This window comes from Pseudomonas indica NBRC 103045, assembly GCF_002091635.1.
GTDB lineage: Bacteria > Pseudomonadota > Gammaproteobacteria > Pseudomonadales > Pseudomonadaceae > Pseudomonas_M > Pseudomonas_M indica.
Genome location: NZ_BDAC01000010.1, coordinates 11,886 through 24,623, shown reverse-complemented (window position 1 = coordinate 24,623; position 12,738 = coordinate 11,886). Strand labels below are relative to the sequence as shown.

The following is a 12,738-nucleotide window of genomic DNA, read 5'->3' as shown; positions in this document are numbered from 1 at the left end:
GCTAGGTATCAGGATCACTTCATCAGGACAGGCGGCACGAATATCTCCCCTCTACCCTTTAGGGGAGAGGGGTTTGCCTCGCACAGAGAAAAGGTCGTATTAGCGGGCATCATCATTCGCATCGTCGGGTGAATAAATAAACAAGGTAATCCCCGGCTTAGCCGGGGGATATTTACTGGTCATGTTGGTAGCTGGGTTCGCGCGCATAAAAAGACCGCCCCGGAGGGCGGTAAAGGCTCAGGCTGTTGGGCCGTGAAGATGGAGCAACGCGTCAGCGCACTCCCGCATTGCGCAGAGCGGCTGGAGTGTATTCGGCAGAGGAAGCTTTAAAGCCGAACTCCTGTGCTTCTTTCTCTTCGTTGCGCATGCCGGCGATGATGTATCGACCATTGAGGAGGTCGTACAGCGTCTCGGTTCCCAGCCAGGGAATCTGCTTGTCGTAGATCGGGGTCATGAAGCCTTCGGCCACTCGCCACAGTGTGCCGTGAGTATCGAAATGATCAGCCAATACGATCTGCCAGGTGTCCTCGTCAATGAAGAACACACGCTTCGCGTAGATGTGCCGCTGACCCGGTTTAAGCGTCGCCTCGACCACCCATACACGATGCAGTTCGTAGCGGGCCAAATCAGAGTTCAGGTGGCCGGGTTTGATAATGTCGCTGTACTTGTGATCGGCCGATTCCAGCTGGAAATTGTTGTAGGGAATGTAGATTTCCTTTTTGCCCAGCAACTTCCAGTCGTAGCGATCTGGTGCACCGTTGTACATGTCGAGGTTGTCGGCGACACGTTGTCCGTCGGAAGCCGGGAAGGGGCCGTCATAGGAGATCTGTGGAGCACGTCGGACCCGGCGCTGCCCTGCGTTGTAAATCCATGCTTTGCGCGGTTCCTTCACCTGATCGAGGGTTTCGTGAACCATGACGACGTCCCCTGCCAGGCGTGAAGGGGCAGTGATCAGTTCCTTGTAATAGAACAGTACATTGCCCGGCGACTGCGAGTCGAAGTCGGCCAGTTGGTCGCGGTAGGTGAGTTGCTGCTTGAAGTAAACGGGCGTGTAGTTTCCGTTCGCCAGTGGCACCGCCTGGACGTAGGTGCGCCGCACGCTGCCGCCGCGATAGCGGGTCAGGTGGTTCCACAACACTTCCAGTGCGTTCTGGGGGATGGGAAAGGGAATGGCAGTTTCAAAATTTTCCAGCCCGTTGCCCTCTGCCAGCAGTTTTGCATTAACGGCATTGTGGGCGGCGGCCTCGTAGACGAACTCGGGCATCGCCGCGCTGCGGTGCGTCGGGAAGACGCGCAACCGGTAGCTCTCCGGATAGCGCTTGAACATGGCGCGCTGGCCATCGGTCAACTTGTCGGCGTACTGGGCCTGGTTCTTGGCGTCGATGATGAAAAGCGGCTGTTCACTTGCATAGGGATTGCTCAGCCGACCGCTACTGTCGAGATTTCCGGCAGCCTTCTCCAGGCCGCCAGTCCAGGCCGGTATGCTGCCGTCGGCATTGCCGGCTTTTTCCGCACCGACGGGTGTCAGTACGGTTCCTAATTTCTCGGCCTCGGCGGTTGAAACCGCCGCCTGGAGGCTGCAGTGGAGAGACAGGGTCAGGGTCGCAAGGAGCAGATTTATTGTTTTCATGTTGATGGCACTCATCAGAAGGACACGCCAAAGCTCAGGGCGACGAAGTCGCGATCGATGTTGGTGTTGTAGTCGCCACCGAAGTAGTCGGTGTAAGACAGGCTGGCGTTGTAGATATGGAGATAGCTGGCATCGATGCCCAGGCTGATCGCCTTGGCGCCCTCGTTGAAGCCCGGTTCGGGGCCGTAGCCATTGATATCCTGGGACCAGGCCAGATTGGGGCGTAGCTCCACACCAGGAATGACGTTGCTGTACTCCCAGATGGCTCGCACGCGATAGCCCCAGGAGGTACCAGTGACGAATCCGTCGTCGCTGCAGTTGTTCGGCATCGCTGAATTGGTCAACGCGGTGCACAGGTTGTTATCCGGATAGAGCGCGCCTTGGCCATAGGCTGTACTGCGGCCATATCTCACGTCTCCTCGGCCTTCCAGCGCACCTACATGGGTCACACCTACTTCACCGACCAGCGTCAGGCGGTCGGCGCCCATCACCTGGTCGAAGAAATGGGTTGCGGTTACCTGCGCCTGGGTCACCTCCTTGCGCCGGTAGCCGTTGACGTCCATGCCGTTGCTGAATTGGATGGCGCCAGAGGACAGCAGCGGCGTTAGCACCGGTATACCCGAGGAGACAGCAACGAGATCCACGGGGCTGATCTGCACTGGCATGTTGGGTCGGTAGCTGATTTCTCCGGCCAGGGTGGTGCCGGTGGGAAGCATGGTGCTGAAGCTCAAGCCATAGAGGCGGATATCCTCCGGGTACTCGATGAAATACTTCGAGGTACTCAGGTCGCCAGTGGTGGTCGCAGTCTGGGTGCTGAAGTAGGGCTGCCGGCTATGGTAGTTGATGAAGTAGGCGGCGAACTCGCTATCCAGTCCGGGGGCAAACCAGCGCAATGCGGCGCCCCACTGACCGCTGTCTCGAGCATCGCGGTCACCGGCCCGGGGGATGGTTATGCCAAAGGGCGTGTCCAGCCCCTCACATCCGTCGGCAACGACATCGACTGGCGCGAAGAAGGTGCCGCAGTTGTCGACTACCGTCTGATCCCATTCCAACTGGTAGAAGCCTTCGAGCGAGACTTCCTCGGTGATGCTCTGCGACAGATAGAGCATGTTGACTGGGATCAGGCCTTCCTTGACCTCGGCACCGGGTCTGCGGAAAGCCGTGACATCGATGGGATTGATGGTGTTGATGCCACCCTGGATGAAGGTGCTCTCGCCCCAGCTCACCACCTGCTTACCCAGGCGAACAGTGCCGGGAAGATCGCCGATCTGGTAGTTGTGGTAGATGAAGGCATCCAGCAGTTCGGCGCCGGAGGACTGGGCAGCCTCCTTGCGGTTGTGATCGTCGATGTCCTTGAACAGCCGGCTCTCGTCCTTCAGTTCGAAGTCGTACCAATACTTGCCGCGCAAGAATAGGCCGCTCTCTCCATATTTGAGTTCGAGATCGTGAATACCCTTGAAGACCTTGGAGAAGGTTTCGCCTTTCTTGAAGTTGCGTCGGCCATCATCGGATGCCGGGTCGTGCAACAGGTCCGGGTCGGGGTTGCGCAGTGCCCAGCTCGCGCCCACGGACAGATTTGAATCGAACTGGCCCTCGATCTCGCCAAGCTGGAAGGTAACCGCCGAGGCCATGCCGCTGGTGAATGTCGCAAGGGTCATGGCGAAGGCAAGGCGAGCCCGACGCCACAATGGCTGTATGGAAGTCATTGTTTGCACTACCTCTTGTTATTGTTGTTGGGCTCGTTCGGAGCCTCTTTCTTTCGTCGCTGACTCCGCGGGCCGGTGCCGGGGCATCGGCTCGAGGCGATGTCTGCTGTTTGCCGGGTCAACGGCTCATTGCTTGGCGTTCGGTCTGGGTGTCGGATGACCTCCTGTGGGGTGAGTCGAGCCATTCGATCTGGAAGCTGTAGCGTCCGAGCGCTAGGGCAAGAGGCTCCTGATGGGTGCCTGCCGATATCTGGGCAACCAGTCCGCGGCGGGTATCCTGAATGACCTCGATATCGAGCTGCGCAAGGCCGAGCGCCTGGGCTTCCCGGCGCACCACCTGCGCGATTTCCCGCTGCTGCAGGGCCGGCTTGAAGATCTTGCCCACCGGTGTCACCGGCAGCGCATCGAGGACCTCGATGCGCTTTGGCACGGCGGCCCGCTCGGCAATGTGCTGGGCGGCAAAAGCCAGTAGGGTCTGTTCATCGCAGCTTGCGCCAGGGTTCAGTTGTACATAGGCGACTGGTACCTCGCCGGCATGGGCGTCCGGGCTGCCGACCGCCGCGACCAGGGCTACCGAGGGGTGAGCCTGCAGGGCTTCCTCGATCTGCTTGGGATCGATGTTGTGGCCGCCGCGGATGATCAACTCCTTCTTGCGCCCGGTCAGCCAGAAGTAGCTCTGGGCATCCTGACGCCCCAGGTCGCCGGTGTTCAGCCAGCGCTGGCCGTCGATATCGATCCAGACCCCCTTGTTGTGCATGGCGTCCAGATACCCCGCGAACACATTGGGGCCCTGGATGGCGATAACACCGGCCTCGTCCGTTTGTGCATCGCGAAGGTAGTTGCCTGCCTCATCAAGGATCACTGCGCGCATGTCCTGGTAGGCCAGGCGCAGGCCGACGGAGCCGATCCGTCGTTCGCCATCCGCTGGGTTGACGGATGAAACGCAAGCGCCTTCGGTCAGGCCGTAGCCTTCAAGGATGCGCACACCGATGCGCTGCTCGAACTCGCGGAACAGTTCAACGGGCATGGGCGCCGCACCGCACAGGGCATACTGCAGGCTGGAGATGTCATAGCCGCTGGCCGGTTGCTGCAGCAGGGCCGAGTAGACCGTGGGTACGCCGGAGAAGAAGTTGATACCGAAGTGCTGGACCATGGCCCAGAAGTTCGCGATCACGCCTTCGCCGCGGTAGCCCTGGGGCGTACCGATGATCACCCGGTCGCCCTGGGTCCAGGGCATCAGGCCGGTGACCAACTGACCATTCACATGAAATAGCGGCAGGCCGCAGAAGATCACCTGGCTCGTAACCCGCGGCTGCAGATTGGCAGCCATTGCCCAGGCGTTGAAGACCTCGGAGCCGTGCGTGCGCATGGCGATCTTCGGTAGCCCGGTGGTGCCGCCGGTGCAGAAATATGAGGAGGGTTCTTCCGGGTGGATTTGCCGGCCGCTCTGCAGGCGATCACCCGGTTGTCGACGCATCAGCGCGCGCAGGTCATGAATGCGCAGCTTACGATGGCGGAGTTTCTCGCGCAGGGCCAGCCCGCGCAGGACCAGGGCTGGAAGCGTGCCGACGTAGGGGGTCATGTTCACCCATACCACATCCTGCACGCTGGGCAGGCGGTCCAGCTGGCTGGCCAGTTTGTTCCACAGGTCGCTGCCTGGTGTTGGCGCCAGAGTCACCACCAGCTTGGCCTTTGCCGCACGGAGCAGTTCGGCGATCTGCGGCGCTTCGAGCAGGGGATTGATCGCCATGACGATGCCGGCCGCCTCGCCACCCCAGATGGTGAGGTGGGTTTCCGGCAGGTTGGGCAACAGGAAGGCGACTACGTCGCGGGGGCCGATACCGAGGTGATGGAAGGCATTGGCCGCGCGGGTGATGTCGGCGAAAAGCTCGGCATAGCTCCAGTCATGGGTGCGTTGGAATTTCTTGGCGTCGAGAAGGAAACTCAGGGCTGGTGAGTCCGCATGCTCCGCCGCGCAGCGTTGCAGGGCTGCATAGGTGTTGGCGGCAAGCCCGCGCTCGCTCAGTGGAACCTGCTCGATGGCGTGAATATCGAGAATCGAACTGACGGCCATCAGGCTTGCTCCACCACGACATTGCGTTGTGTGCCCAGATCGATCACACCGTCCGCGCTACGGATGCTCGCCTCCACCACGTCGCCTTTCTTCAGGTAGTAACTGCTGCGTCCCTCCTGCGCCTTCATGAAGGCTTTCCACTTCACGGCCTCTGGCAGCAGGACCGCAATGCGCTGTTTGGTCGGCGAAGGGATGGTCAGTGCACAGCCTGCCGGGGTACCGGTGGCGATCAGGTCGCCAGCGGTGAAGTCCTGCACGCCGGATAGCTCGGTGAGGGTTTCCGCAGGGCCGTAGACCAGGTTGGCGGTGCTGTCGCTCTGGCGCACCTGGCCATTCACCGTCAGGCGCAGCTGCAGCTTCTTCAAGTAGGGCAGGTCCTTGGCTTCCAGCAGGCAGAGATAGGGGCCGACAGGGCCGAAGGTGCGGTAGCTCTTGCCCTTGTAGAACTGCATCTGGGGGATCTGGATGTCGCGTGCCGAGTAGTCGTTGACAATCACCACGCCGGCGACGAACTCATGCAGGTTGGCGTCGGTGACCCGGACCGGGCCGGTGATGTCGCGCCGGAGCACCAGGCCCAACTCGATCTCGTAGTCGAGAAAGCGCACGTTGCGTGGCTTGATCAGCTCGCTGTCCGCCGCGACGATGCAACTGGTCGCCTTGGTGAAGATCATGTTGAAGTTCTTCACGTCCGGGTCCATGCCGGACTCGATCATGTGCTGCCGGTAATTGGCGCCCTGGCAGACGAATTTCTGGTCGCGGGTGATGGGCGAGAGCAGCTTCACCGTGTCGAGCGGCAGATCGCCGTCAGGCAAGGCCGCCAGTTCGCCCACCCGGGTGTGGCGGATCAGATCGCCGGTGCTGGCGTATTCGCCGGGAATGAGTGAAATGCGCCCCTGGCGGACTACGCCCCATTGGACGTGGTTCTGGTGCTCGAAGCGGACTACTTGGACAGGCATGGCAGGGGCTCCCGGTGAAGCGGTTGGTTGCACGGAGGCGGTGGTTTTTTGTTTTTCGCTGGCGCTGGCTGGCAGCATTGCTGCACCAGCCAGGGCGAGGCCGGTCTTGAGCAGGGCTCGGCGCTTCCAGTTCGACATGCGGACGGCCCTAGCCGAACATTCGTGCCAGCGTGATCAGCTTGTGCAGGGTCAGGTCCGGGCTGCGGCGCAGGTTGCGCAGCATCGCCTTGAGATTGGCCAGGTTGACTACGGGTTTGGTGAAGCTCTTGGGCATGCGCTGGCCCCACTGCGACATCGCCTCGGGGCTGACCGCATGCACGCCGGTTGGGTGGTCTGCGGTGAACAGATCACCGTCGCAGTAGTGCTCGTGCTTGTCGCCCCAGGGGTCCTGCCAGTAGTCGAAGATCTGGCTACCGAGGATGTGCCGACCGATGCCCCAGGCATGTTTCCAGCCGCGTTCGCGCAGCACGCGCTGCCCCATGCCGACGGCGTCGGCATCGACCAGTTCGTAGGCGCTGTGGCTGTAGGCAGCCATGAAGCCCTGGGCGATCGCCAGGGTGTGGTGATCCGCGGGGGTATCGCCGAGATTCAAACGCATGAAAGTGACCGCAGGGGAACCGTCCGGCAGTACCTGCACATCGCTGGGGATGAAGCCGAAGTGTTGCGTGTACCAGGCACAAGTAGCCTGGTAATCAGCCACCTCAAGTACGACATGGCCCAGCTTGATGACTTCTGGCGGTGCAATCGGAGGGCGCTGAGTCGCATTGATGCGAGGTGCTTCATCGACCCAATTCATCGGCAGTGGCAATCGATGCGGAATGACATCCGCTGCGTGCTGACCATGGATGGCCTCGATCAGAAAGCCGGACGGGTCGGTCAGTCGTACCCGTTCGCCACCGCCAGGGCCTTCCAGGGGTTCGATAGGCGAAGCGCCAGACAGGCGGGAAACACGCTCAAGGTCCGCTCGCGTCTCGACTGTCAGGCCGAATCCCACGAAGCGGGCCCGTTCGGCATGATGCACGCGATAGCAGTAAGGGGCTGCCCCGGTGCCGCGCAAGTAGAGGCAGTTGACATCTCGTCGGGCAATTCTCAGGCCAAAGTCCAAGAGAAATTGCTCTGCCTTATCCAGATCTGGACGTTCAAAGATCAAATGGGCGAGGGCTTGTGCCTTGACTGTCGGCTTTAGGTATCGCGAAGGGTGGGCAGTCGCGAGTACGGGGGAGGCAGAGCGTAGGGTCATTATTGTTCTCCGGGATTTACTTCAGCATCTATCCGACTAGCTAGAGCTACGCGCGTATTGCTCGTGCGATCACTCCAGGGCAAGCAAGGGGGGGAGCTCGGCTGTCGCCAGTTTTCGAGCTTCTTCTGACATACCCAAGGCGCGCAGAACCAACTCTGCGGTGTCGCTACCAGCACCACGCCAGGTCTACGAGGCATCTTCCAGATTGGTGGTTTGCTGAAAAATGCCACATCATTCAAAAATGATCAATTCATCATTTTTGATAATTTGGTCATCTAGTGCTCTTGCTTGTACGGCATGCCGCGAGTCAATCCATCAGCCGTCACGCTTTCCAGAGCATCCCGGCCCAGGTCGCGATGACTGCTAGGCCCTTCGCTGGCTTGAGATATCCGACCAGTGGCGCATCTGCTCCCATCATTGATCGGGACTCTCAGCGTCTTCGACGAACCATGAACAGGGGGGGGCGGCTCGCTGTTCGTCTTGCCTGTCGAGCTGAATTTATGGTTATTTATCAATATTGAGATATTTTTCAATATTGGTTGTTTTGATCAAAACCCAACCTGCCGCTCGACAACAAGGTACTGACATGCAAAACAAGAACACGCTTGCGCTGCCGGAGATGGTGGATGTCCTGGTCGTTGGCAATGGTCCAGTGGGGGCGACGCTGGCGGCTTTGTTAGGCCGCTACGGTGTGCAGGCGCTGGTCGTTGACAAGATCCACGACGTGCTGCTGATGCCCCGTGCCATTGCACTCGACAACGAAGCACTGCGTATCCTGCAGCTGGCTGGTCTCGACGAAGAGGCGTTCGAGAAGATCGTAATACCCGAGGTACGCATGCATTGCCCGATGGTTGGCCAGTTCGGCCGCGCCAATACCAGTGGCAGCATCGATGGGCATCCAAAGCTGGTGACCTTCTACCAGCCGGATTTGGAGCACTCGATGCGCGAGCACTATCGCCGCTTCGACAATATCCGTAGCGTCGGTGGCCTTGAGCTCAAGGAACTTAGCCAGGACGATACCGGCGTCACCGCAACGCTGACCGACGAGGAAGGTGCCAGCCATCAAGTTCGCGCCCGCTATCTGGTGGGTGCCGACGGAGCCAGTTCAAAGGTGCGCGGCCTGATCGGCCAAGACTTCGAGGGGCAAAGCTACAGCGAAGACTGGTTGATCGTGGACGCCGCCGAGCGGGAACGGCAAGCCATTGATCATGTCGAGTTCATCTGCGATCACCGCCGTCCGACACCGCATATGCCGGCTCCGGGGGGGCGAGAGCGCTGGGAATTCATGCTTCACCCTGGTGAGAGCCGCGAACAGATGGAGAGCGACGAGCACATCGCCTCGTTGCTGGAGCGCTGGGTTGATCGCCGCCAGCTGAAGATCGAGCGCAAGGCGGTCTACCGGTTTCATGCTCGATGCTGCGACAGCTTTCAGCGTGGGCGGGTTTTCCTCATCGGCGATGCTGCGCATATCACCCCGCCTTTCGTCGGTCAGGGCTTGGTCGCGGGGCTACGTGACGCCGCCAATCTGGCCTGGAAACTGGCCTGGGTGCTTGACGGCCGTGCTAAGGCAAGGATTCTCGATACCTATGATCAGGAGCGCCGCCCGCACGCTCGCAAGATGATCGCCTTGGCCAAGTTGATGGGCCGTCTAGTCATGCCAAGCAACGCGCCGATGGCCCTGCTCGGGCATGGGTTGATGCGGATTCTGCGGCTGATCCCGGTACTCAGACGGCAATTTGACGAGTTGGAGGTCAAACCGAGGAATATTTTCCAGGAGGGGCTGTTCATGCGCCGCGACTGTGGGCGCGGACTACGCCGCGGCGGTCTTTTCCCCCAGGGATTGGTTCGAGAGGCTGGCGGCTCCATTCGCCTAAGCGACGACGTCCTGGGCGATAAGTTGACCCTGGTCGGCTTCGGCGTAGACCCTCGCGCGCAACTGGACCTTGAGGCACAACGGCGCTGGGAAAACTGCGGTGGCGGCTATCTGCAGGTTGGGCTGCACGGTCAGAAAGGGGGCTCCACAACACCTTTCGTCGAGGATATCGGTCAGGCCCTGCTCGGCGGCGCTCCGCTTCGCTCTCTGGCGGTAGTGCGGCCGGACCGTATCGTCATGCATGACGGTCCCCAGGAGCGCGCCGCCACGCTGGTTAGCGAAAGCATCGCATTGCTGGGACACTAAAGGATCTGCCTCGATGCCAAAGCTTCCATTATCATCGGGGCCGGATTCCCCAGCGAGTACCCCGATGAGTAAGACCGCCAAACCTGACATCCCCTTGACGCGCGGCCACAAGAAGCGCGAGCGCACGCGTCAAGGCTTGATCGATGCGGCGTTGCGTCTGTTCGCGCGCAAGGAAGTCGGTGAGGTTGCTCTGCTCGAGGTCGCCAGCGAGGCAGAGGTTGCCAGCGGTACCATCTACAACTACTTCCGCACTCGGGACGAGGTTGTCGAGGCGGTGGGCATTGCGCTTGCCAATGAGTTCTCCGAGACGATCTCAAACCTTAGCGCCGAGATAGACAGCGGCTCGCGGCGGTTGGCTATTGGTGTGCGAATGTTCATTCGCCGGGCCTTCGCCGATCCCGACTGGGCCAGCGCGGTGATTCGTGTGGTGCATTTCGATCAGGCAATCCGCTCGACGATTGCCCAGCATGTGCTCAGCGATCTGCGCGCGGGCCATGAAGAAGGTGTGTTCAATTACGAAGACGAAGGTATTGCCCTCGATCTGGTGGTTTCTTGCGGGGTCGGCGGCATGCGAGCCGTGGTGGAGGGCCGTGGTGTCGAGAATCACGACATTAAGGTCGCCGAAATGGTGCTTAAGGCCCTCGGAGCCACCCCGGCTCGAGCCCGTAAGCTCGCCCAGCAGGCCCTGTAGCTCGCTGGAGTATGCGCTTCCGATCTGCCAACTGCGTTTGCCAAAGCAGTCCTCGTACGGGCCTGCTGTCCATCAACTCATAGCGAATGAATCCTTCTTGTTGAGGTTGACGCTGAAGTCGTACATGGGCTCGTCATTGTCGAGGCCGTTGACGAAATAGAGGCCGCTATCGAAGCGATAAATTCGCCCCCTACCTTTACTCTTCACCCCTCACGCTTCCACTCCTCACCGTCCACACCTCACACCCGACTCCCCAATAACTCCGCCTTGCGCAGCCAGCCCTGGCGCTGTTCTTCCGAGGAAATCCGTACGGGAGAGAACTCCACCAGGCGGCGGGTGCGGATGCCGCAGAAGCCGAGGATGGTGCGGACCATCTGGCGATGGGCGGGCGCGCCGTAAATCCAGCGGAAGTACCAGCGCGGGGTATCCAGGGTGACCAGCAAATCCGCGGTGCGCCCGCTCAGCAGTTTGTCCCAGGCCTGGGAGCGTCCGCGAAACTTGAAGGCGAAGCCGGGCAGGAAGACCCGGTCGAAGAAGCCCTTGAGCAGCGCCGGTAGGCCACCCCACCAGACCGGGTAGACGAACACCAGGTGCTCGGCCCAGTGAATCTGCCGCTGGGCTTCGAGCAGGTCGGGTTCCAGCGTCTGGTTCTGGTCGTAGCCGCCATGCAGCACCGGGTCGAAAGCCAGGTCACCGAGCCGCAGGTGGCGCACCACATGGTCCTGGCGCCGCGCGCCTTGGGAAAAGGCTTCGCACAGGGCGTGGCAGAGGCTGTCGTGCTTGGGGCTGCCGAGAATCACCAGGATGCGCTTGCCGTCGCCTTCCAGCGGCGTCGCGCCGCTCTTTGCCGTTTCAGCCACGTTGTCCCGCCTCCAGCATGGTTTCCGGGCGAACCCAGGCGTCGAACTGTTCCTCGGTGAGATGGCCGAGGGCCAGGGCTGCTTCCCGCAGGGTAGTGCCTTCGGCGTAGGCCTTCTTGGCGATTTCCGCCGCCTTGTCGTAGCCGATATGAGGATTGAGCGCCGTCACCAACATCAACCCGCGCTCCAAGTGCTCGGCCATGCGTGCGGCATCCGGCTCCAGGCCGGCGATGCAGTGCTGGTTGAAGTTGCGGCAGCCGTCGGCCAGCAGGCGGATCGATTGCAGCAGATTGTGGACGATCACTGGCTTGAACACGTTCAGTTGCAGGTGGCCCTGGCTGGCGGCGAAGGTGATGGCAGCGTCGTTGCCGAATACCTGGCAGGCGAGCATCGACAGCGCTTCGCACTGGGTCGGATTGACCTTGCCGGGCATGATCGAACTGCCCGGCTCGTTGGCCGGCAGGCGCACCTCGGCCAGCCCGCCGCGCGGTCCGGAGCCGAGCAGACGCAGGTCGTTGGCCAGTTTCATCAACGCGCTGGCCAAGGTCTTGAGGGCGCCGGAGAGCGTGACCAGCGGCTCGTGGCCGGAGAGGGCGGCGAATTTGTTCGGCGCCGAGACGAAGGGCAGGCCGGACAGCGCCGCCAGTTCGGCGGCCATGGCCTCGGCGAAGCCATGCGGGGCGTTCAGGCCGGTGCCGACGGCAGTGCCGCCCTGGGCCAGTTCGCAGACGGCCGGCAGGGCGGCGCGGATGGCGCGTTCGGCGTAGTCCAGTTGGGCGACGAAGGCGGAGAGTTCCTGGCCGAAGGTGATGGGTGTGGCGTCCATCAGGTGGGTGCGTCCGGTCTTCAGCAGATGCCCATGACGTGCGGCTTGCTCGGCGAGGCCGCCGGACAGCTCGACGATGGCCGGCAGCAGGTCCTGCTGTACCGCCTTGACGGTGGCGATATGCATGGCGGTGGGAAAGCAATCGTTGGAACTTTGCGCCCGGTTGACGTGATCGTTCGGGTGTACCGGACTCTTGCCGCCGCGCTGGCCGCCGGCCAGTTCGTTGGCGCGGCCGGCGATCACTTCGTTGACATTCATGTTGCTCTGAGTGCCGCTGCCGGTCTGCCAGACCACCAGGGGGAACTGGTCATCGTGCTGCCCGGCGAGCACCTCGTCGGCGGCCTGCTCGATCAGCCGGGCGACATCCGCCGGCAGGTCGCCGATGCGGCCGTTGACCCGCGCGGCGGCCTTCTTGATCAGCGCCAGGGCATGCAGAACGGCCAGCGGCATGCGCTGGTCGCCAATGGCGAAGTTGACCAGCGAGCGTTGCGTCTGGGCGCCCCAGTAGGCGTCCTCGGGGACCTCGACAGGCCCCAGGCTGTCGGTTTCGATGCGGCTCATGGATGTTCTCCGGAC

General features: G+C 61.5%; 9 protein-coding genes and 1 pseudogene. 2 read left to right on the top strand and 8 right to left on the bottom strand.

Annotated features, from left to right (window positions below; genetic code table 11):
• Positions 1–271: 271 nt before the first annotated feature.
• The 6 genes and pseudogenes from PIN01S_RS13230 to PIN01S_RS27130 all read right to left on the bottom strand — a co-directional run.
• Complete coding sequence (locus PIN01S_RS13230; protein WP_084336316.1) at positions 272–1,630, bottom strand: DUF1329 domain-containing protein; 1,359 nt, start codon at positions 1,628–1,630, stop codon at positions 272–274.
• Positions 1,631–1,644: 14 nt separating this feature from the next.
• A complete protein-coding gene (locus tag PIN01S_RS13225) occupies positions 1,645–3,336 on the bottom strand; it encodes a DUF1302 domain-containing protein (protein WP_084336145.1) in 1,692 nt (563 codons plus the stop codon).
• A gap of 118 nt (positions 3,337–3,454) precedes the next feature.
• Positions 3,455–5,410 carry an acyl-CoA synthetase gene (locus PIN01S_RS13220; protein ID WP_084336144.1) on the bottom strand — a complete coding sequence of 652 codons (1,956 nt, stop codon included), beginning with the start codon at positions 5,408–5,410 and terminating at the stop codon, positions 3,455–3,457.
• A complete protein-coding gene (locus tag PIN01S_RS13215; RefSeq protein ID WP_084336143.1) occupies positions 5,410–6,366 on the bottom strand; it encodes a fumarylacetoacetate hydrolase family protein in 957 nt (318 codons plus the stop codon). Before PIN01S_RS13215 ends, PIN01S_RS13220 begins: the two co-directional genes overlap by 1 nt.
• 148 nt (positions 6,367–6,514) lie before the next feature.
• Positions 6,515–7,606, bottom strand: coding sequence for a VOC family protein (locus PIN01S_RS13210; protein ID WP_084336142.1), 1,092 nt, complete (start codon positions 7,604–7,606; stop codon positions 6,515–6,517).
• Positions 7,607–7,675: 69 nt separating this feature from the next.
• Positions 7,676–7,792, bottom strand: a pseudogene (locus PIN01S_RS27130) (TetR/AcrR family transcriptional regulator); the annotation flags it as partial.
• A gap of 400 nt (positions 7,793–8,192) precedes the next feature.
• Here PIN01S_RS27130 and PIN01S_RS13200 point away from each other — a divergent pair.
• Together PIN01S_RS13200 and PIN01S_RS13195 are read left to right on the top strand one after the other, a co-directional pair.
• Positions 8,193–9,785, top strand: coding sequence for a bifunctional 3-(3-hydroxy-phenyl)propionate/3-hydroxycinnamic acid hydroxylase (locus tag PIN01S_RS13200; protein ID WP_084336141.1), 1,593 nt, complete (start codon positions 8,193–8,195; stop codon positions 9,783–9,785).
• 64 nt (positions 9,786–9,849) lie between these two features.
• Positions 9,850–10,476: a TetR/AcrR family transcriptional regulator gene (locus PIN01S_RS13195; protein ID WP_090257222.1), complete on the top strand. Its 627-nt coding sequence runs from the start codon at positions 9,850–9,852 to the stop codon at positions 10,474–10,476.
• Positions 10,477–10,715: 239 nt separating this feature from the next.
• Here PIN01S_RS13195 and PIN01S_RS13190 read toward each other — a convergent pair whose 3' ends face one another.
• Positions 10,716–11,336: an NAD(P)H-dependent oxidoreductase gene (locus PIN01S_RS13190; protein ID WP_084336139.1), complete on the bottom strand. Its 621-nt coding sequence runs from the start codon at positions 11,334–11,336 to the stop codon at positions 10,716–10,718.
• Positions 11,329–12,723, bottom strand: coding sequence for a class II fumarate hydratase (locus PIN01S_RS13185; protein WP_084336138.1), 1,395 nt, complete (start codon positions 12,721–12,723; stop codon positions 11,329–11,331). The genes PIN01S_RS13190 and PIN01S_RS13185 overlap by 8 nt, the downstream gene beginning before the upstream one ends.
• Positions 12,724–12,738: the final 15 nt, after the last annotated feature.